The organism is Exiguobacterium sp. KRL4, from assembly GCF_001870785.1.
Taxonomy (GTDB): Bacteria; Bacillota; Bacilli; order Exiguobacteriales; family Exiguobacteriaceae; genus Exiguobacterium_A.
The window spans coordinates 101,188-121,370 of the sequence record NZ_MOLV01000009.1 but is presented as its reverse complement, the minus strand read 5'-3'; the positions used below and the strand labels follow the sequence as shown (position 1 = coordinate 121,370).

At 45.6% G+C, this 20,183-nt stretch carries 19 protein-coding genes and 1 other annotated feature; of the genes, 9 read left to right on the top strand and 10 right to left on the bottom strand.

From position 1 onward, the window contains the following. Positions 1–131: 131 nt before the first annotated feature. The 3 genes from BLD48_RS07870 to BLD48_RS07860 all read left to right on the top strand — a co-directional run bounded on the left by BLD48_RS07870 (position 132) and on the right by BLD48_RS07860 (position 2,086). Positions 132–617: a GAF domain-containing protein gene (locus BLD48_RS07870; RefSeq protein WP_071499715.1), complete on the top strand. Its 486-nt coding sequence runs from the start codon at positions 132–134 to the stop codon at positions 615–617. Between the two features lie 225 nt (positions 618–842). Further along, complete coding sequence (gene rpsD / locus BLD48_RS07865) at positions 843–1,442, top strand: 30S ribosomal protein S4 (RefSeq protein ID WP_071499714.1); 600 nt, start codon at positions 843–845, stop codon at positions 1,440–1,442. A 116-nt stretch (positions 1,443–1,558) separates the two neighbouring features. Beyond that, positions 1,559–2,086 (top strand): biotin transporter BioY, encoded by a 528-nt coding sequence (locus BLD48_RS07860; protein ID WP_071499713.1) that lies wholly within the window; start codon positions 1,559–1,561, stop codon positions 2,084–2,086. 49 nt (positions 2,087–2,135) lie between these two features. On the opposite strand, the gene tyrS is transcribed toward BLD48_RS07860, so the two are convergent. Next, entirely contained in the window at positions 2,136–3,383 is a 1,248-nt protein-coding gene (gene tyrS, locus BLD48_RS07855) for a tyrosine--tRNA ligase (RefSeq protein ID WP_071499712.1), read from the bottom strand. 48 nt (positions 3,384–3,431) lie between these two features. After that, positions 3,432–3,636: a binding site (T-box leader), on the bottom strand. A gap of 150 nt (positions 3,637–3,786) precedes the next feature. Between tyrS and BLD48_RS07850 the strand changes: the two genes are divergently transcribed. Then, positions 3,787–6,393 carry a transglycosylase domain-containing protein gene (locus tag BLD48_RS07850; protein ID WP_071499711.1) on the top strand — a complete coding sequence of 869 codons (2,607 nt, stop codon included), beginning with the start codon at positions 3,787–3,789 and terminating at the stop codon, positions 6,391–6,393. Between the two features lie 142 nt (positions 6,394–6,535). Here the strand turns inward: BLD48_RS07850 and acsA are convergent, their stop codons facing one another. Continuing rightward, positions 6,536–8,239: an acetate--CoA ligase gene (gene acsA / locus BLD48_RS07845; protein WP_071499710.1), complete on the bottom strand. Its 1,704-nt coding sequence runs from the start codon at positions 8,237–8,239 to the stop codon at positions 6,536–6,538. A gap of 146 nt (positions 8,240–8,385) precedes the next feature. Between acsA and BLD48_RS07840 the strand changes: the two genes are divergently transcribed. From BLD48_RS07840 to BLD48_RS07825, 4 genes are all read left to right on the top strand, one after another. Further along, positions 8,386–9,018 (top strand): GNAT family N-acetyltransferase, encoded by a 633-nt coding sequence (locus BLD48_RS07840; protein ID WP_071499709.1) that lies wholly within the window; start codon positions 8,386–8,388, stop codon positions 9,016–9,018. An 11-nt stretch (positions 9,019–9,029) separates the two neighbouring features. Continuing rightward, a complete protein-coding gene (locus BLD48_RS07835; protein WP_071499708.1) occupies positions 9,030–9,662 on the top strand; it encodes an acetoin utilization AcuB family protein in 633 nt (210 codons plus the stop codon). Beyond that, entirely contained in the window at positions 9,659–10,849 is a 1,191-nt protein-coding gene (locus BLD48_RS07830; protein WP_071499707.1) for an acetoin utilization protein AcuC, read from the top strand. Before BLD48_RS07835 ends, BLD48_RS07830 begins: the two co-directional genes overlap by 4 nt. A 114-nt stretch (positions 10,850–10,963) precedes the next feature. Next, a complete protein-coding gene (locus BLD48_RS07825; protein ID WP_071499706.1) occupies positions 10,964–11,722 on the top strand; it encodes a FixH family protein in 759 nt (252 codons plus the stop codon). A 63-nt stretch (positions 11,723–11,785) separates the two neighbouring features. On the opposite strand, the gene ccpA is transcribed toward BLD48_RS07825, so the two are convergent. From ccpA to BLD48_RS07805, 4 genes are all read right to left on the bottom strand, one after another. Next, positions 11,786–12,799: a catabolite control protein A gene (gene ccpA / locus BLD48_RS07820; protein ID WP_083412270.1), complete on the bottom strand. Its 1,014-nt coding sequence runs from the start codon at positions 12,797–12,799 to the stop codon at positions 11,786–11,788. Between the two features lie 163 nt (positions 12,800–12,962). Continuing rightward, on the bottom strand, positions 12,963–14,048 hold the full coding sequence (locus tag BLD48_RS07815; protein ID WP_071499705.1) for a bifunctional 3-deoxy-7-phosphoheptulonate synthase/chorismate mutase: 1,086 nt from the start codon (positions 14,046–14,048) through the stop codon (positions 12,963–12,965). A 125-nt stretch (positions 14,049–14,173) separates the two neighbouring features. Further along, entirely contained in the window at positions 14,174–14,740 is a 567-nt protein-coding gene (locus tag BLD48_RS07810; protein ID WP_071499704.1) for a YtxH domain-containing protein, read from the bottom strand. Next, positions 14,737–15,309, bottom strand: coding sequence for a DUF948 domain-containing protein (locus tag BLD48_RS07805; RefSeq protein WP_071499703.1), 573 nt, complete (start codon positions 15,307–15,309; stop codon positions 14,737–14,739). Before BLD48_RS07805 ends, BLD48_RS07810 begins: the two co-directional genes overlap by 4 nt. Positions 15,310–15,449: 140 nt before the next feature. On the opposite strand from BLD48_RS07805, the gene BLD48_RS07800 reads away from it, so the two are divergent. Beyond that, on the top strand, positions 15,450–16,562 hold the full coding sequence (locus BLD48_RS07800) for an aminopeptidase (protein ID WP_071499702.1): 1,113 nt from the start codon (positions 15,450–15,452) through the stop codon (positions 16,560–16,562). Between the two features lie 51 nt (positions 16,563–16,613). On the opposite strand, the gene BLD48_RS07795 is transcribed toward BLD48_RS07800, so the two are convergent. The 4 genes from BLD48_RS07795 to BLD48_RS07780 form a co-directional block, all read right to left on the bottom strand. Continuing rightward, positions 16,614–17,054, bottom strand: a complete 441-nt coding sequence (locus tag BLD48_RS07795; RefSeq protein WP_014971032.1) for a Dps family protein — start codon at positions 17,052–17,054, stop codon at positions 16,614–16,616. A gap of 130 nt (positions 17,055–17,184) precedes the next feature. After that, complete coding sequence (locus BLD48_RS07790; RefSeq protein WP_071499701.1) at positions 17,185–17,700, bottom strand: DUF5698 domain-containing protein; 516 nt, start codon at positions 17,698–17,700, stop codon at positions 17,185–17,187. 173 nt (positions 17,701–17,873) lie between these two features. Beyond that, on the bottom strand, positions 17,874–19,169 hold the full coding sequence (gene murC / locus BLD48_RS07785) for a UDP-N-acetylmuramate--L-alanine ligase (RefSeq protein ID WP_071499700.1): 1,296 nt from the start codon (positions 19,167–19,169) through the stop codon (positions 17,874–17,876). A 78-nt stretch (positions 19,170–19,247) separates the two neighbouring features. Continuing rightward, a complete protein-coding gene (locus tag BLD48_RS07780; protein ID WP_071499699.1) occupies positions 19,248–20,165 on the bottom strand; it encodes a hypothetical protein in 918 nt (305 codons plus the stop codon). Between the last annotated feature and the right edge of the window lie 18 nt (positions 20,166–20,183).

Sequence of the window (20,183 nt, the reverse complement as noted above, 5' to 3'; positions counted from 1 at the left end):
GCATAGAATTACTCGGGCTTTTCCTAATTTCTTCCGAACTTTCCGCGACCATTTCCTGAATTCAATTGTTTGTCAGTCGCACGAAAACCCGATAAGATGAATAAAATATGATTTTTCAGGAGGAATTTTTGATGTTCGAGACCACAACTTATGACGGTGACCGCACGAAACAATATGAAATGCTGAATAAACAACTCGATGCTTTGCTCGCTGGTGAAACAAATCAAGTCGCTAATCTCGCCAACGCAAGTGCTTTACTCGGTCAATTTCTAGATCGGACGAACTGGGTCGGTTTCTACTTAACGGATACAGAACAAAATGAGCTAGTCCTCGGTCCATTCCAAGGTTTACCGGCCTGCGTCCGGATTCCGTTTGGACGTGGTGTCTGCGGAACAGCGGCACAAGATCAAGTCACACAACTCGTCATGGACGTCCATGCCTTCCCAGGTCATATCGCCTGTGATGCAGCTACGAATTCTGAAATTGTTGTTCCATTGGTTCAAAACGGTGTCACGATTGGTGTTCTTGATATCGATAGTCCTGAACTGAATCGTTTTGACGAAACGGATCAAGCCGGCCTCGAAGCATTTTGCAAAACGCTTCTTCGTCATATTTGATTGACAGCAGGAATATGCAGACGTATACTTGTAAAAGTGCAGAAATGATAACGATAGCGGTCAAATCGCTTACGTATCACATTTCATGACTCGGCTTTGCCGGAGGGGCATCGTGTAACTTTGCTATCAAGCGAGGGTGCCACATCATGAAATGGGCGTAACGTGGGTTTGATGGCGTTATTATTTTTATGCAAATAATAACGAACACTAAGGAGGAGTCTTATTATGGCTCGCTATACAGGTCCAGCTTGGAAACTTTCACGTCGTCTCGGTATCTCTCTTACTGAAACAGGAAAAGAAATCGCAAAACGTCCGTACGCTCCAGGACAACACGGTAACAGCCGTCGCAAAATGTCTGAGTACGGTCTTCAACTTCAAGCGAAGCAAACGCTTCGTCACATGTACGGAGTAAACGAACGCCAATTCAACCGTATCTTCAACGATGCTGGCAAAATGCCTGGTATCCACGGTGAGAACTTCATGTTCTTACTTGAAGCACGTCTTGACAACGTCGTTTACCGTATGGGTATGGCTCGTACACGTCGTGCTGCTCGTCAGCTCGTCAACCACGGTCACCTCCAAGTTGATGGCGCTCGCGTCGACATCCCGTCGTTCCGCGTGAAACCAGGTCAAACGATTTCAGTTCGCGAAAAATCGAAGAACTTTGTCGTTATCAAAGAAGCACTCGAAGTTGCACCAGCAACTAAAGACTTCATCACGTTTGATGCTGAGAAGCTCGAAGGAACTTTCGTTCGTCTTCCAGAACGTTCAGAGTTGAACGATCAAATTCAAGAACAACTCGTCGTTGAGTACTACTCACGTTAATCAGTTGTTTCAAGCATCCACTTCGGTGGGTGCTTTTTTTATGTTTTCATCTCCCTTCTTTTGTGTTAACCTTTTATTTATATTGGTTAACACAAAAGAAGAGGATGTGTCATTTTATGAAAACAAAGGATCTTACATTCATCGCCTTAGGGGCTGCCATCATTTCTGCGGTTAGTTTATTACCGCAACTTCAACTCGTCGGTCCGGTTCCGATTACCCTTCAAATGCTTGCCATCATGACGGTCAGTGCCATCCTCGGCGCAAAACGCGGTGGACTTGCCGTGCTCATCTTTTTATTGCTCGCTGCTGTCGGTCTTCCCCTACTCGGCGGAAAAGGCGGACTTGCTCCGTTCGTCGGTCCGACGGTCGGCTATTTGATTGCCTTTCCGATTGCTGGATTTTTCATTGGCCTCGTCGCTGAAAAAACCCGCCGTTTCCTCCCACTCTTCATCGGGATGTTAGTTTTTGGACTCGGACTCGTTTACCTGCTCGGGACATTGGGTTTGATGATTGTCTTACAGCTATCATTCATGGATGCACTCGTCATCAATATCCCGTTCATCCTTGGGGATCTATTAAAGGCCTTGATTGCTACGACGATTGCCGTTCGTTTGCTCCCGCTTCGCTTATTCCGGATGGCATAACAAAAACAACGCTGACGAAATTTCGTCAGCGTTGTTTTTGTTATGTTGTTCAAGCGTGCTCAAGTACAAAGTATTTCTTTTTCCCACGACGGATGATCGTGAAGTCACCAATCGCATCTTGTTTCGTAATCTCTTTCGTCAGTTCTTGTTCTCGATCTCCGTTGATGTAAATGGCACCATTCGTCACATCTTCGCGCGCTTGACGTTTTGACGGGCTGATCTTCGCCTCGACCAGGACATCGACAAGGTTAGTGTGCTCACCAAGCGTAAAACGTGGCATTCCTTTAAACGCGTCCGCAATGTCTTCTGCTTTCAACGCTTTGATTTCTCCGCTAAAGAGTGCTTTCGTGATACGTTCTGCTTGCTCCAAGGCATCCGTTCCATGAACGAGGACGGTCATCTCTTCTGCTAGTCGACGCTGCGCCACCCGTTTTTCTGGTGCGGTTTCTACTTCTTGTTGGAGTGCGCTGATTTCTTCATGCGTCAAGAACGTAAAGTATTTCAAGAACTTGATGACATCTAAATCATCGACGTTAAACCAAAACTGGTAGAATTCGTATGGTGTCGTTTTTTCCGCATCGAGCCATACTGCACCACCTGCCGTTTTTCCGAACTTTTGTCCATCTGATTTCGTGACAAGAGGGACCGTCATCCCGAATGCTTTTTGATCATGTCCGACACGGCGAATCAATTCCATTCCCGCCGTGATATTCCCCCACTGATCGCTTCCTCCAACCTGGAGGCGGCAGCCTTCATTTTCATATAACTTCAAAAAATCGAATGATTGTAACAACATGTACGAAAACTCTGTGAACGAAATCCCATTTTGGAGACGGGAATCCACGGAATCTTTGGCCAACATGTAGCTGATCGGGAAATGTTTTCCGATATCGCGCAAGAAATCGATGATCGTCAAATCCTTTGTCCAATCTAAGTTATTGGCAATCGTCACCGGGTTTTCACCTGCAAGCGGTAAGAAGCGGGATAATTGTCCTTTGATCCGGTTCGCGAATTCTTCGACGATATCCGATGTGTTTAATGAACGCTCTGTTGAACGACCACTTGGATCACCAATCATACCTGTTGCGCCGCCGACTAATCCAATGACGTGATGCCCCGCTTCTTGGAATCGTTTGAGGACAAGGATCGGCAATAAGTGTCCGATGTGTAACGAATCCGCCGTCGGATCAAATCCTGTATACAGCGTCGTCGGGTTTGCGAGTAATTCTTTTATTCCTGTTTCGTCTGTCATTTGACTAATTAAACCACGAAACTCTAAGTCTTCCAGTAACGTCATCTGTCTTCCCCCTAAAATAATCTAAAAAAAACCGTCCCCTCGAATAAACGAAGGGACGGAAGATTCCGTGGTACCACCCTAATTGCATGAAAATCATGCCACTTAGATTACCGATAACGGGGCAACATCCGCTTGATTTCTCAAGAAGCTCCTGGAAGCGTAATTCATGAAAGCGCTATGTCCTAGTTCGCAGCACCACTAGGTCTCTGATACAGGGAGCGATTCATTACTCAATTCCATTCACAGCTTATTTTTTATATAATCACATTAAGATGTTTCCATGATACGTCGAAGCAGAATCCACTGTCAAGCCACTTTCTGATACTTCAGATATGGTACAATACACCTATCTGTGATTTAATGTTAATTTACACCCAAGTTTAAGATGTAAAGGAGATCATTTATGCGCGAGAACTGGTTCAAGTTTTGGAATCACCCCCGGGCGAAAGCCGTTCGGCACTGGTCGAATATCACATACGACGTATCTTGGAATATCATTTTATTCCTCATTATAGGTGTCTTACTGGTCGGAAGTTTTTCTGTCGGAGCAGCTGGAGGTTACTTTGCGTCGCTCGTCAAAGATACAAAAGCACCTCAATTGACAGAAATGAAGCAACAAGTGAATAGTTATGCCATTACGAGTCAGATTTATTGGGGAAGTGGCGAAAAGTTGACGAACATCTCGACAGATGAAGAACGTCAGCCTGTCGATATCAAAGAAATTTCACCCTATCTGCTCGATGCCGTTTTATCAACGGAAGATGTTGATTTTTACGAACATGATGGTGTTGTGCCAAAAGCAACATTACGTGCCGTTTTGCAAGAACTCACGAACTCCGCTTCACGAACAGGCGGTAGTACGCTCACGCAGCAGTTGATTAAAAACCAAATCTTAACGAACGAAGTGTCATTCGAACGAAAAGCAAAAGAAATCATCTTGGCGTTACGTCTGGAAAATGCGATGACAAAAGATGAAATCCTGCAGGCGTATCTGAACGTCGTTTCGTTCGGTCGAAACTCACTTGGTCGCAATATCGCCGGAATCGAAGCGGCCTCACGTGGTGTCTTCAATAAACCAGCGAAAAAATTAACGTTACCGCAAGCTGCTTTCTTAGCGGGAATCCCGAAAAACCCGTACTACTACACACCGTACCTTCAAGGTGGTGTCATCAAAAAAGACCTGACACCAAGTACCAACCGCATGAAAACGGTTTTAAAGCGGATGTATGTCGCCCAAAACATTACGAAAGCACAGTACGAAAAAGCTATCAAATACGATATCACAAAAGACTTCGCCAAAACATCAACACGGTCACGTGAGACGTATCCGTACGTCTATGATTTGGCTGAAAAAGAATCCTTAAGAATCATGACCAGTTATTTCATGAAGAAAGACGGTGTTAAAGAAGATGAAGTCAAACCGTCTGAACTCGCTGAAGTCAAAGCGAATTATCAAGATCAAGCCCTTGTCGCGATCCGCCAAGGTGGTTATAAAATTCACTTGACGCTTGATAAAAAAATCCACGAAGCGATGCAGACGCCTGCTAAAAATGCAGCCAATTTCCCAAGTACACTACAGTATAAACAAGTCGTTGATCCAAAAACGAAAAAAACGGTGAACAAAAAAGATCCGGAAGAAACAGCTGCCGTCTTGATTCAAAATGAGACCGGTCGCATTCTAGGTTTTGTTGGTGGACGTTATACAGATGGAGCTGCGGATGACTTCAACCGTGCTTTCCAAGCGAAACGTCAAATCGGATCAACCGCTAAACCGATTCTCGTCTATTCAAACGGAATCGAAAACGGATTGATTACACCAGCTTCGACGATTAATGATGAAGAATATTATTACCAGACCGTTCCTCGTCAACCGGGAGATAACCCGATCAATAATGAAGGCGGACGTTACCGTGGAAACGTTACGATTCGAGAAGCACTCGAACTTTCGCTGAACGTCCCTGCCGTTAAGACGTACGAAAAAATGAACATGGCAAACTCGATACAAAAGTTAGTCGACATGGGGATCGAAATTCCCGATAACATCCGTTACGCGCCTTCTGCCGCGCTCGGGACGATGGAAATCACACCGGTTGAGCTTGCAGGTGCTTATGCGACACTCGCGAACTACGGTGAATATGTCAAACCGTATATCATCTCCAAAATTACGAAGGATGGCAAAAATATTTATAAAGCGAAATCAAAGAAAAAACGGATTTATGAAGATCGGACTGCCTATTTAACATTAGATATGATGCGCGGCGTCTTTGATAAAGGAACGGCTCAATATGCGAATTCCTTACTCAAGGTGCCAGGAGATTGGGCTGGTAAAACAGGGACGACGAACGAAATCAAGGATTCCTACCTTGTTGGTTCAACACCTGGTGTTACACTCGCTGTCTGGACGGGACATGACCAAAACAACTCATTGTTTGGTGCGACGACCTATTATCAACGAACACAAAATGTTTGGGCTCAAATGGCCAACCTGACGTATAATGCGAACAGCAGTTACTTTAAGTCAGGTGCTCGCTTCAATCAGCCAGCATCCGTCAGTGCCAATGACTTTAAAAACACAGGTCGTTTCAAAGAGGAAGACAAAAAGAAAAAAGAAGCTGAGGCGAAGAAAAAAGCCGCCGAAGAAAAGAAAAAACAAGCAGAAGCGGAAGCGAAGAAAAAAGCGGATGCTGCGAAAGCAGACGATGCCAAACAACAAGCGGATGACGCAAAAGCAAAAGCCGATGCGGACGCCAAACGTAAAGCAGACGACGCAAAAGCGAAAGCCGATGCGGACGCCAAACGTAAAGCGGACGACGCAAAAGCGAAAGCCGATGCGGACGCCAAACGTAAAGCAGACGACGCAAAAGCGAAAGCCGATGCGGACGCAAAACGTAAAGCGGACGACGCAAAAGCAAAAGCCGACGACGCGGCTAAAAAAGCAGCAGAGGCAAAAGCGAAGGCTGAAGCAGAGGCAAAAAAGAAAGCCAATGAGGACAAGAAAAACACTGAGTAACGCACGCCTTCTTTTTAACCATCGCCCACTGAAGGGGCGATGGTTTTTTGTCGCTTTTAGTCAACCGCCAAAGACCACCTGCATCCAAATTCATTTTGGATGCAGGTGGTCTTTAATGGTTTACTGTTCGATCAAGTTGTTATCAATCTTCCATCGTCGAAAGGTCACCCGCTTCAAGATTCAATTCCCATGCCTTTAAGACACGACGCATGATTTTTCCGCTTCGTGTTTTCGGCAATTTATCCCGGAAATCGATTTCCCGAGGTGCTGCATGTGCTGCCAGCCCCTCTTTGACGAACTTTTGAATTTCTTGTTTTAATTCTTCCGTCGGTTCATAACCATCCCGTAATGAAATAAAGGCTTTGATGATTTCGCCACGTACCGGATCCGGTTTCCCGATGACACCAGCCTCCGCGACAGCAGGGTGCTCGACGAGTCGGCTTTCGACTTCGAACGGTCCGACACGTTCTCCAGCAGTCATGATGACATCATCCACACGTCCTTGGAACCAGAAGTACCCTTCGTCGTCCATATAAGCAGAATCCCCAGAGACATACCAGCCTTTGAAGAAATACGAATCATATTTTTGCGGATTGTTCCAGATTTGACGCATCATCGATGGCCATGGTGTTTTCAGTGCTAAATTCCCCATACGGAACGGAGGGAGTTCGTTTCCTTGATCATCGACTATCGCGGCTTGCGTACCCGGAATCGGTTTCCCCATCGATCCCGGTTTAATATCCATCGACTTATAATTGCAGATCATCATCGCACCGGTCTCAGTCATCCACCATGTGTCATGAATCCGTTGGTCAAACGCTTCTTTTCCCCAACGGATGACTTCTGGATTAAGTGGTTCCCCGACCGAGAGGACATGGCGCAGACTGGATAAATCATGTGTATTCGCAATTTCAGCTCCAGCTCCCATCAGCATTCGGAATGCCGTTGGTGCACTGTACCAGACCGTCACCTTATATTTTTCGATGATACTATACCAAAAGTCGGGATTAAAGCGTCCCCCGACGACCACATTCGTCGCGCCATTTAAAAATGGGGCAAAGATACCGTAACTCGTGCCAGTCACCCATCCTGGATCTGCGGTACACCAGTAGACATCCTCTTCCTGTAAATCAAGGACCCAACGCCCTGTCATCATATGCTGAATCATCGCATTTTGAACATGTAAGACCCCTTTTGGTTTTCCGGTAGAACCTGATGTGTAGTGCAAGATCAAACCATCCTCGCGGTCCAGCCAGACTGGCTCAAACGACTCCGAAGCTTGTTCAAACGCACTCCGGAAGTCAGAAATTTTCTCATTTGTTTCAATTTCTTCATCGACTAAGAATATCTGTTCGAGGGATGTCAACTCATCCACCGGAACACGTGGCAACAAGGCTTTGGTCGTAATCAACATCTTCGCTTCTGAATCAAGCAGCCGATCCCGAACGGCTTGCTCCATGAAAGCTTCAAACAACGGACCCACGATGGCTCCAACTTTCAGGGCACCGAGCAGAGCAAAGTACAGTTCTGGTGAACGTGGCATGAAGATGAAAATTCGATCTCCTGCTTGGATTCCCGCATCTGTCAGGACGTTTGCCGCCTTATTCGTCAATCGTTTCATGTCCGCATACGTAAAGCTTTGTTCGGTCGTACCGTCAAAGTAGACCAATGCTTTTTTATTGGCGCGTTCACCTTCAGCATGACGATCGATTGCTTCATAGGCCATATTGACTTTCCCCGTCGTCGCCCATGAAAAATAGTGTTCTGCTTCTTTCCAATCATATGAATCTGATCCATCATATTCGGATAACCAGTGCTTTCCCGGAAGCGCTTTCAAAACTTTCATGTCTCGTTCCTCCCCTTCGCTGTTCTCTTCTACATTATAAGCTAGTTATCGTGTAGTTCAATCCATTTGCCGTCAATTTGTTAAAAAATCCCTCTCTTTCTCGACCTGCTTTCGACTATAATATACAAGAAGGTGGTGACGCTTACATGTTTGAAAAACAATTCAATCATCGTACTCATGAAACATCGCTTGGTCCAGTTGAAATCGAGGGACCCGTCTCAAGCCAGGTCCTCGCTACGTACACGCTTGATCCAGGATTGACAGCCTTCCGACAACCACTCGAACAACATCAGGCACTTGTTGAAATCGCGGATCTTGAAGAAGGGCGGATCATCGTCGCAAGACAAGGGACCGACATCATCGGTTACGTGACGTTTCTGTACCCCGATCCGTATGAGACATGGAGTGAAGGAAATAACCCGTACATTTTAGAATTAGGTGCCATTGAAGTAGCTGCCCGTTTTCGCGGACAACAGATTGGGAAAAAACTACTCGAAGTGTCGATGCTTGATCCCGCAATGGAACATTACTTAATTTTGACGACTGAATATTATTGGCATTGGGATTTAAAAGGAAGCGGCTTATCCGTTTGGGACTATCGCAAAATCATGGAAAAAATGATGAATCATGGTGGTCTTGTCTTTTTCCCGACGGATGATCCAGAAATCGCCTCGCATCCTGCCAATTGTTTAATGGCACGCATCGGAAAACATGTCGCATCCGAAGTCGTCGCGCATTTTGATGCGTTACGACTCCGCCGTCGCTTCATGTACGATTAAGGAGGGGTCGCATGTTAATCGAACAAATCATGAAGACACACTGCATCACGATTCAACCAACAAATTCGATTGCTCATGCTGCTGATCTGATGCGCCGTCATCAGATCCGTCATCTCCCGGTGACGAATGCCCGACATGAACTGCTCGGGCTCATCGGACTCACGGAGATACAAAGCGCAAGTAGTGTCTTTCATCCCGATACCTTTTTAGCGGATCAGCAAAATTCCGTTTCCAGCATCATGCAACGGACACCGATGACTGCCCATCCATTAGATTTCATCGAGGATGCCGCTGTCTTGTTTTATGAACACCGCCTATCTTGTCTTCCAATCGTCCGCGGTCGTCGGCTAGTCGGATTGATTACGGAAACGGACTTGTTACGGACATTCGTCCAGCTGACCGGTGCACTCGAACCGAGTTCCCAAATCGAAATCCGGGTCGAAAACACGGCCGGGACTTTAGCAAAAATTGCCGGCTTACTTGCCAAAACGAATGTCAATATCTTAAATGTCTTAGTATATCCGACCGATGATCCGTACGTTCGTATCGTTGCCTTTCGTGTCCAGACGATGAATCCTATCCGCGTCATCGAAAAATTACGAAAGGAAGGATTTGATGTGCTCGGTCCTGATGTCAGTCGATGAAGGACTTTGCCTATGTGTACAGTCAAGAAGAAGCACACTATCGTTTTTCAGACACCCACCCTTTCAACCCCATCCGGTTGGAGTTGACGGTCTCTCTGCTTGAAGCAATGGGCGTGCTTGATACGGTAGACTGTCGTGCTCCTCGACCGGCAACAGACGAGGAATTATTGCTGATTCATGATCCGGACTACATACAAGCGGTGAAACTCGCAGGACACGGCGAACTTTCTCCGATGAAAGCACAGATGTATGGTCTTGGGACGGAAGATACCCCGCTATTTGACAAGATGCATGAAAGTGCGGCGTTGCTTGTTGGCGGAACGATTGAAGCGTGTGATCTTGTTTTATCCGGTCAGTATCGCCGGACTTTTCATATCGGCGGTGGTTTGCATCACGGTTTCCGTGGACGTGCTTCTGGATTTTGTATTTATAATGACACGGCCGTCGCAATGGCGGCGATGATCCAGAAATACGATTGCCGGATTTTATATGTCGATACCGATGCGCATCATGGCGATGGCGTGCAGTGGGCTTTTTATAATCGATCTGATGTCATGACCGTTTCACTTCATGAAACGGGACGGTATTTGTTCCCTGGAACCGGTATGGTGACAGAGCGTGGAGCTGAGGAAGGCTATGGTTGGAGTTGGAACGTGCCGTTTGATGCCTTCACGGAAGATGCTTCTTTTTTGCACGCTTACCGGACCGTTTTGTTCGAAGCATGCGAACTTTTTAAACCCGATCTCATCATCACGCAAAACGGTGCAGATGCACATGCTCTCGACCCACTGACACATCTGTCCTTAACGATGGAGAGTTATGAACAGATTCCACAAATTGCCGTCGAAGCCGCCAATCGCTATACAGATGGACGGATTGTCGCCCTAGGTGGCGGTGGGTATGATTGGTACCGGGTTGTCCCCCGTGCCTGGAGCCAAGTCTTTGCTGCTTTGACCAATCGTCCGCCTTTTAAAGGCGATCTTCCCGCTTCGTGGGTCACACGCTGGCAGAACGAAAGTCCGGACGTACCGAAAACCTGGCGGGATCGCTTTCCGCTCTATCCGACGATTCCAAGGCGTCCTGAAATCGAGGAGAAGAACTGGGAAACGGTCAAACGGCTGCTTTGGCCGTTTGTAAACGACACCAAAAAAGAACACTTGTCGGCTCACTCTCCCTACTCCAAATAAGGAAAAACGTCTTGTTCTTTTCACAATTAGTTCGTTAGGACTTCACAAGTTCTTGGTATACTGAATAAGGTCTCATTACTTTACTTAGTAAACGAACAATTGGGGGAACAAAAGATGAAGAAAACAACGATTGGTTTAACGGGGGTATTTTTAGCAAGTGGTTTGTTACTCGTCGGATGCGGCAATGATAAACAAGCGATGGATCACGAAACGATGCAAGGGTCTGGAAAACCAGCTGTTGACGTCAAGGTCGATGTTCCGGCAAAAACAATGGAGAGTCAAAAAGTCGTCTTCCAAGCGACCGCGCTTGAGAACAAAAAAGCAGTAAACGTCGAAGACGTGACGTTTGAAGTCTGGAAAGCAGATGAAAAAGAAGCTGCACATAAAAAAATCAAGGCAACTTTAAAGAAAACCGGTACCTATCAAGCTGAAGCGAAGCTTGCGGAAGGTGAATATGAAGGACTTTATCATATCAATGATAAAAAAGGACTCCATCACATGGACAAGATTTCTTTTGTTGTCATGAATCACTCGCATGAAAAAAAAACAGCAAAGCCGGCACATGAGCATGAACACGCGGCTGTAGAGGACTTAACCGTTCACTACATGGGTGCAAAAAAGACGATGGTCGGAGCAAAACTTCCGATTGCCTTTCATGTCTTTCTCGATGGCAAACCCCTCCAGGCCGATGTTCAAATCGAAGTCATTGAACCGAGTGTCGAGAAGCACACGTACATTCCTTTGACGAAACAAGCGGATCAATACGTGGGTGAGGTATCCCTTACTCATCCTGGTACTGCAACAGTTCGTCTTCATGTCGAAAATGACCAATTGCATCATCATCAGGATCAACTCGTTACCGTTAAGAAATAATCATACAAAATCCCCTTTGCTTTTCCGTTAACATCTTGGAAAAGCAAAGGGGATTTGTTGTTTTCACGAAGAACGGGTCGAATCTCGTTGTTCAATCCGATGCGGTAACGTCACATCGTTTGTTTCGATTTCTTCTTTGTTGAGGATTTTAGTCAACAAACGCATCGAAACTGCACCGATATCATACATCGGCTGGACGACCGTCGTCAGCTTCGGACGAATCATCGTCGCAAGACGGGTATTATCGTGACCGATGACTTCGAAATCTTCAGGCACTTGATAACCGGCATCTTGGAGCGCATGAATGACACCCAATGCCATCTCATCTGTTCCAGCAAAGATCGCACGTGGGCAATCTTCTCCGAGTTCTAGCAACTGGTTCATGGCTTTCATTCCCGAATCATATGTGTAGTTTCCGAGGACTACGTTCTGTTCGTCAAACGGTAAGTTCGCTTCTTCCAAGGCATTACGGTAACCTGCAAATTTCTTTTCTCCGTTAATTTGCTGTTCGAGCGGTCCTGTGATGAAACCGATCTGTTTATGTCCATGATCAATCAACGACTTCACGGCATCATGTGCAGCACTTTCATAATCGATGTTAACGGCAGGAAGGTCATAATCTTGATTTAACGTCGCAGCTAACACAATCGGAACAGGAGATGTCTTGAATTCCCGGACAAGGTCTTCGTGTAAACGACCACCCATGAAGATGATCCCGTCGACCTGCTTCCCGAGTAACGTATTTAACAAATGGATTTCTTTTTCCGGATTTTGATCCGAATTACATAAGATGATATTGTATTTGTACATCGTCGCGACATCTTCAATCCCCCGCGCCAAATCTGCAAAAAAGATATTCGAGATATCCGGTACAATCACACCAACCGTCGTTGTTTTTTTACTTGCGAGTCCTCGTGCAACGGCATTCGGACGGTATCCGAGCTGATCAATCGCATCCTGGACTTTCTTCCGCGTCGACGGTTTGACGTTCGGATTACCATTCACCACACGTGAGACGGTTGCCATCGACACGGCTGCTTCCCGTGCGACATCATAAATCGTTATATTACTGTTCAAAACAAATTCCTCCTTATTTTAGGCGATCATTTCGATTTCGTTTTCATTTTTATTTTCATTTTTAGGCAACACGAAAGGAAGACAGGAAAAGATATATTTCTTTTCCCATTCTTCCCTCATTGTAAAACTTTTTCATTCGCTATAGGTTACCCTTTTTAGAAAATCATTGAACGTTTAGTGCCGGAAAAGTGGAAGTCAGATTCTCGATGAACGAATCAAACTCATTAAAATCTAATTGTTGGTTCGCATCCGAGAGAGCGAGCGCAGGGAACGGATGGACTTCTACCATGACGGCATCTGCACCGATTGCGTAAGCCGCTTTCGCTGTCGGCAGGAGCAGGTCTTTGCGACCCGTCGAATGCGTCACATCGACCATGACAGGCAAATGTGTTTCTTGCTTCAAGATCGGGACAGCTGAGATATCCAATGTGTTTCGTGTCGCACGCTCATACGTCCGAATACCGCGTTCACATAAGATGACCTGCTCATTCCCGCTTGCCATGATGTACTCTGCTGCGTACATGAATTCTTCGAGCGTCGCTGACAAACCACGTTTCAATAGAACCGGTTTGTCCGTTCGGCCGACTTCTTTCAAAAGATCGAAGTTTTGCATATTGCGGGCACCGACTTGAATGATGTCCACGTATGGTAAAGCCGACTCAACTGCACTCGGCGTCATGATTTCTGTGATGACATGAAGACCATGGGCATCAGCTGCCTTTTTCAACATCTTCAATCCTTCTAAACCAAGACCCTGGAAATCATATGGTGATGTCCGTGGTTTGTAAGCTCCACCACGCATGAAGCGTACACCATGCTTCGCGAGTTGCTCGGCCACTTCAAAGACCTGTTCCTCACTTTCGACGGCACAAGGACCAGCAATTAACTGTTGCGAGCCGTCACCGATGACGTCATCTCCGATCCGGATGATGGTATTCGTCGGCTTTTGTTTACGCGACACAAGCAACTTGCGTGTCCGGTCTTCTCCTTGCAGTTCCAAAGAGGCCTTGAAAATTTCTTTAAATACGTGCTGTAGGCGTCCTGTTTCAAATGGACCATTGTTGCTCGCTGCAATCGATTCAAGCATCTGGCGTTCACGAACCGGATCATATCGATCGATTCCTTGCGCTCGTTTTACTTTACCGATTTCAACCGCTATCTCTCCCCGTTTGTTAATTAATCCAAGTAATTCTGCATTTACCAGGTCGAGTTCATCACGTAAGCGTTTTAATTCTGCATGTTGATCCATTCTTCTACCACTCCCTAATCAGCGTATAGCTCGTAATAGCAACTAATTATAGCGAACTCTTGTGAAATTGTATATAAATAAAGCGTACTCACTATTTAAATTCAGTGAGTACGCTCAAGGGTTACTTATTTTTTAGGTTGTTTTTCATGACTTAACTTTGACTGGGGATCATTGTCCTCGTCTTCTGTATCTTCTTCGTTTTCTTTCGATGCAAGATCCTCACGTAATTCAGAGAGTCCAGCCACTGTTTCGGTATCAAGTTGTTCGGCAACCGATGCTCCGTCGACTTCATCTCCGATTTCACGTTCAATGTCCCGGACAAGTTGTTCTGCTTCAGCGAGTGCTGCGTCAATGCTCGATTGATCTTTTTCAAAACCAGCATACTGTGCCGCTTCTTGAACGGTTGGATTTTTCTTTGCTTTTTCGATGACAGGAGCTGCTTTATCTTTTGCTAATTGAATCCATTCGCCTACGAGCGGTTCTGCTTTTTCACGAACGACTTGTGTTTGTTCGTTCAGACGTTGACGTGCTGGCGCTGTGCGCTCGTCGAGCATGCCGCGCATTTCACGACCTGATTTCGGACTCGACAGCAACGCTGCCGCTGCCCCAAGTAATCCCCCTACGATAATCCCGGCGAGGAACCCGCCACCTTTTGAAGTATCTTGTGCTTGGTATGGGTGTTGTTTTGTCATTGCGTACAATCTCCCTTCAACTCATCTGGAATACTTTCAACATCCGGCACAGAAACGACTTCTGGTGTCACCGGTGTTTCTGATTTTTTACGGAAACGGCGACGTGGTTTCTTTTCGACTGTCGTTGTTGCAGTCGTCGAAGAAGAGACATCTTGACCCGGTTCTGGTTTGTTTTTCTTGAAGAGTTCAACAGCAACTGAACCCCAGCGGACTGCTTGCGCAATCTGCTCTTTATTCGTATCGGCAGCACCTGCGACTGTATCCGAAACAGTTCGAACCGAATCCGTCACTTTATTGAGTGATGTGCCTAACTCTTCAATCGAGTTGGCGACTGGTGCAAGCAATTCCGTTTTTTCTTCAATCGTATCGACGAGACGATTCGTTTTATGTAACAACGCTGTCGTCTCCATCATGATGCCGTCTAATTGACGTTCTAATCCTGCCGTCGTATCGGCTACGTTATTGAGTGTCTTGCTTGCTGCGCTTAAGACGCGGGCAAGGAAGATGACAAGTACTACGAAAGCAATCGCAGCTACTAATCCGGCGATTCCGCCTAATGTGATTTCCATGATTCGTGCCTCCATTTTCTTTTGCTAGTGTCTTGTTGATAGTTCGACGTTGACGCAATCGTTCCTGCTACTCCAAATGGTTTATTTCCGTTACAATGATAAATGAAACCTACATACATCATTTGAGGAGGAACTTTTTTATGCGTGATCCACGTCTTACCCAACTTGCAACGAATTTAATAAATTATTCGGTTGCGCTTGCTCCTGGTGAAAAAGTATTAATCGAAAATTTTGGAATCGAACGTGAACTCGTCGAAGCCTTGGTCGATGCGGCCTATGAAGCAGGTGGTCTTCCGTTCGTTTTATTGAAAGACAACCGCATTTTACGAAAACTCTATCGCAATGCTTCGGAAGATCAACTTCAATTGATGGCGGATGTCGAACGAAAACAAATGCAGGCGATGGACGCCTATATCGGTTTACGTGCAGGAGACAACATCAATGAACTGTCTGATGTCCCGTCTGACAAAATGAAACTGTACGGACAGACGTTAGGTAAGATGCATACAGAAGACCGTGTGAAAGGCACCAAATGGGTTGTCTTACGCTTCCCGACGACTTCCATGGCACAACTTGCGAATCAATCGACGGAAGCCTTCGAAGATTTTTATTTCGACGTTTGTACATTGGATTATGCCAAAATGGGCGAGGCGATGACACCGCTTGTTGATTTGATGAATCGGACAGACCGCGTCCGTCTTGTTGGTCCTGGAACAGATTTAGCATTTTCAATCAAGGACATTCCCGCCATTAAATGTGCCGGCAATGCCAATATCCCGGACGGTGAAGTCTTCACTGCCCCGGTCAAGGATTCCATCAATGGGACGATTTCATACAACACACCATCACCGTATCAAGGATTCACGTTCGAAAATGTCACATTGACATTCAAAGACGGAAAAATCATTGAAGCGACTGCAAATGATACGGCACGCATTAATCAAGTGTTCGACACAGATGCAGGAGCCCGTTTCGTCGGTGAGTTTGCGATTGGTGTCAACCCGTTCATCCAACATCCGATGAAGGATATCTTGTTCGATGAGAAGATTGACGGCAGTTTCCACTTCACACCGGGTCAAGCCTATGCAGAAGCCTATAACGGGAATGATTCTTCTGTCCATTGGGACTTGGTTAATATCCAACGCCCTGATTACGGTGGCGGTGAAATCTGGTTTGACGATGTATTGATTCGTAAAGATGGTCGGTTCGTGCTTCCGGAACTCGATGTCTTGAATCCTGAAAACTTGAAATAAGTCAAAAACGGATGGCACATTCCTTATAGGATGCAGCCATCCGTTTTTTCATTATTTTTTTAACGTCGCCCGCAACATCCAAATCTGTTTTTCGATTTCTTTAGCTTGCGCTAACAAATCATCTTCGACCGTTACATCCTGCGATTCAAGATGTTCGATGGCATCTAGCATCTCTTTCCGGACTTGTTGGAAATCACTGATGACCGATTCGACCATTTCATCCGCTGATAAACCTGATTTTGCCTCTTCAAGCGTCGTTTGTTCCAGATATTCTTTTAGTGTCGCAGAAGGCATTCCGTTGTTCATTAACAGACGTTCTGCTACGACGTCATACTGTTCAGAGACCCATGTATACAATTCTTCGAGTTTTACATGTAACGTCAAAAAGTCAGGACCTTTGATGTACCAGTGATAGTTATGGAGTTTTACGAACAGGACACCATAGTTCGCCACCTGTTGGTTTAAAGCAGTTTTAGCATGATTACTAATCATCGTAGATTTCTCCTCTCAATAAAAACTGTGTTTTGTTCTATACCATCTTTATCCTTAAATAACAAAACTTAAACATGATTTCTTGAGAGAATCTCCTGATGTCCGATTTAGTGGAACCGACCTTTCAGACTCACTGTGGACGCTTCAATCCTTTGAGCATGTATCCACCTTTAAAATCAACCGAGTCAAATGCTACCAGAAAAGCCTTTGGTTCATATTCTTCAACCAGGTTGCGTAAGATCTTCATTCGTGTCCGAGCAGCTAGCACATCCAAGCGATAACGAATCCCGTCCCGCCCTTGTCCTTGATAATGGGTAACACCAAATCCATTGTCCCGGATGACTTGAATCAACTCCGCCGGGAAATCCTGTGTATGAACTTGAATCATATTGTATCCGATGGCAAGTTTTCGTTCGATAAATCCTCCGATCAAGATACCGAAGCCAAAGCCGAGTGCATAAACGATCATCCCAAGCGTCGTCAAGTCCCGGAAGACGACCCCCAGTGCAAAGATGTAAATCAACGTCTCAACTGTTCCTAACGCACCTGCGATGACAGTTCTTCCTTTGACGAGCATGATGGTCCGCAATGTCAAGACGGGCACGTAAATCAGTTGTAATAATAAAATGAGCAAAATCTGTCCCATGACCTCTTTCCTTTCTAAATAACATACACCCACTATTCCAAAAATCAATTCAAGATGCAATGAAAAGTTAACGATTTTCCGAGTCAATAACTCCTCCTTTTTTACTGGTTCACGAAACCGACAAAAAAAGACACCGACAAATTTCCGTCAGTGTCCGATTTGCATATTTATATTCACTTCGTACCTTCATACTGCTTTTGATACGTTTGAATGTCCCCTGCTCCCATGAAGAGCAATACGGCATTTTCATGTTTACTTAACAGTGATACGTTGTCCCGTGTCAGAATATCCGATCCCGGTACTTTTTCTTGCAGATCCTCTACACGAACTTGTCCTTCTTGTTCACGTGCTGATCCAAAGATTTCACACAGATACGTCGCATCTGCTTCACGTAACGATGTCGCAAAATCATCCATGAATGATTTCAACCGAGTGTATGTGTGCGGTTGGAAAATTGCCACGACTTCACGATCCGGATATTTTTTCCGTGCCGATTCAATCGTTGCACTGATCTCTTTTGGATGGTGCGCATAATCATCAACTAGAATCTGTGAACCAAAACTTGATTCACTGAAACGACGTTTAACGCCACCAAACGAAGACAGACGTGCTGCAACATCTTCTTTGCTTAATCCTTCGTACTGGCAGATTGCAATGACAGACAATGCATTTAAGACATGATGCTGTCCAAAACCAGGAATCAAGAACGTGCCGTAGAAATCATCGCGGAGATACACGTCAAACGATGTCCCGTCCGGTGTTGATGTTGCGTTTTCCGCTCGGAAATCATTGTTTTCGCCAAAACCATAATACAAGACAGGAACATTCGCCTGGATGTTCTGAAGATGTTCGTCGTCTCCACATGCTACGATCGCTTGTTTGACTTGCATCGCCATCTCTTGGAAGGCTGATACGACGTCGTCGATGCCTGTAAAGTAGTCCGAGTGATCAAAATCGATGTTCGTCATGATCGCATAATCCGGTTTGTAGTATAAGAAATGTCGTTTGTATTCACACGCTTCAAAGACAAACGCCTTTGCGTCTTCAACACCGGCACCAGTTCCGTCACCAATCAAGAATGCCGTCGGCGTGATGCCACTCAAGACGTGTGACAATAAACCAGTCGTCGATGTCTTACCGTGCGAACCTGTAATCGCAACCGACCGGTATTCATTTGCCAAATACCCTAAAAAGTCATAATAGTGATAGATCGTTAAATCCAGTTCCTTTGCCCGAGCAATTTCTGGATGATCATCACCAAAGGCATTCCCTTGGATGATGACTTGATTTTCTTTAATATTGTCCGCACTAAACGGGAAAAACGGAATTCCTTTTGCCCGTAAGGCATCTTCCGTAAAAATATGCTTTTCAATATCAGAACCTTGCACTTGATGATTCATTTCATGTAGTACTTGGGCAAGCGCACTCATCCCAGTCCCTTTAATCCCTACAAAATGATAGTTTGTCATATATGAGCCCTCCAATTCACGTTCCGGTCCGTACCATCGGGCTTGGGTACAAAACCTGTACCATTATAGCAAACCGATTTATTTTTTACCATGTAAATTATTTTGTTCCCGTCGTGCACGATACATTGCCATTAAATCTTTTGTTGTCATCACAACGTTTACAGGTGGTCCGATTGGCTTTTTGATCGACACCTGATCCGCTTGCGGAGTTACCGTTTCTTCAGCCAATTTTTCTGACGTTTCTTCGATTGTGGTCACGGAGATATTTGCCGCATTTTCATCCGTCACTTGGAATGCCGTTTCTGATTCACGGACTTCGTTTTCTTCTGTCGCTGCGACATGTAAGATTTCCGGTTGCGTTTCTTCCGCACGATCTTCCGGCACTTGTTCGAGGATTGGTTCAGGAACAAGTAGATCAGAATCAGTCGTCGGGACTAGACCCGCATCTGCTTCAGTCGAATCAGTTTGTTCCATCGTCTCGATCTCTGATGTTTCATCCGTCTCATCCGTTGCTTCTTCCAACCGGACTTCGTTTTCTTCTGTCGCTGCGACATGTAAGATTTCCGGCTGCATTTCTTCTACGCGTTCTTCCGGCACTTGTTCGAGGATTGGTTCAGGAACAAGTAGATCAGAATCAGTCGTCGGGACTAGACCGGCATCTGCTTCAGTCGAATCAGTCTGTTCCATCGTCTCGATCTCTGATGTTTCATTCGTCTCATCCGTAGCATCTACAAGCGACTCTTCCGTTTTTTCCTCTTTAAGCTCACTTGAAACCTCAACTTCTGATTCGTCTGAAATTCCCTCTTCTTGGATCGACCGTTGCTTTTTAGGTCGCTGGAATCCGTAAATAGGCGATGGAACATCCGTCAACACGAAGCGATCTTCCCGTTCTTCTTTTTTCGGACGCTCAACAGGCTTCGTTTCTTTTTCGCCTGCTAATTCTCGTCGGATTCGTGCTGCCTGTTCCTTTAACGACTGCTCATAACGATTGCTCATTCCTTCACCCCTCCATCT

Excerpts from the sequence above, each read along its gene's own strand:
- BLD48_RS07790 (WP_071499701.1), bottom strand. The coding sequence starts at position 17,700 with ATGGGACAGATTTTGCTCATTTTATTATTACAACTGATTTACGTGCCC.
- BLD48_RS07870 (WP_071499715.1), top strand. The coding sequence starts at position 132 with ATGTTCGAGACCACAACTTATGACGGTGACCGCACGAAACAATATGAA.
- BLD48_RS07835 (WP_071499708.1), top strand. The coding sequence starts at position 9,030 with ATGTTAATCGAACAAATCATGAAGACACACTGCATCACGATTCAACCA.
- BLD48_RS07810 (WP_071499704.1), bottom strand. The coding sequence starts at position 14,740 with ATGACAAAACAACACCCATACCAAGCACAAGATACTTCAAAAGGTGGC.
- BLD48_RS07795 (WP_014971032.1), bottom strand. The coding sequence starts at position 17,054 with ATGATTAGTAATCATGCTAAAACTGCTTTAAACCAACAGGTGGCGAAC.
- tyrS (WP_071499712.1), bottom strand. The coding sequence starts at position 3,383 with ATGACGTTACTGGAAGACTTAGAGTTTCGTGGTTTAATTAGTCAAATG.
- BLD48_RS07830 (WP_071499707.1), top strand. The coding sequence starts at position 9,659 with ATGAAGGACTTTGCCTATGTGTACAGTCAAGAAGAAGCACACTATCGT.
- acsA (WP_071499710.1), bottom strand. The coding sequence starts at position 8,239 with ATGAAAGTTTTGAAAGCGCTTCCGGGAAAGCACTGGTTATCCGAATAT.
- BLD48_RS07780 (WP_071499699.1), bottom strand. The coding sequence starts at position 20,165 with ATGAGCAATCGTTATGAGCAGTCGTTAAAGGAACAGGCAGCACGAATC.
- BLD48_RS07850 (WP_071499711.1), top strand. The coding sequence starts at position 3,787 with ATGCGCGAGAACTGGTTCAAGTTTTGGAATCACCCCCGGGCGAAAGCC.
- BLD48_RS07800 (WP_071499702.1), top strand. The coding sequence starts at position 15,450 with ATGCGTGATCCACGTCTTACCCAACTTGCAACGAATTTAATAAATTAT.
- rpsD (WP_071499714.1), top strand. The coding sequence starts at position 843 with ATGGCTCGCTATACAGGTCCAGCTTGGAAACTTTCACGTCGTCTCGGT.
- BLD48_RS07860 (WP_071499713.1), top strand. The coding sequence starts at position 1,559 with ATGAAAACAAAGGATCTTACATTCATCGCCTTAGGGGCTGCCATCATT.
- BLD48_RS07805 (WP_071499703.1), bottom strand. The coding sequence starts at position 15,309 with ATGGAAATCACATTAGGCGGAATCGCCGGATTAGTAGCTGCGATTGCT.
- BLD48_RS07815 (WP_071499705.1), bottom strand. The coding sequence starts at position 14,048 with ATGGATCAACATGCAGAATTAAAACGCTTACGTGATGAACTCGACCTG.
- BLD48_RS07840 (WP_071499709.1), top strand. The coding sequence starts at position 8,386 with ATGTTTGAAAAACAATTCAATCATCGTACTCATGAAACATCGCTTGGT.
- BLD48_RS07825 (WP_071499706.1), top strand. The coding sequence starts at position 10,964 with ATGAAGAAAACAACGATTGGTTTAACGGGGGTATTTTTAGCAAGTGGT.
- murC (WP_071499700.1), bottom strand. The coding sequence starts at position 19,169 with ATGACAAACTATCATTTTGTAGGGATTAAAGGGACTGGGATGAGTGCG.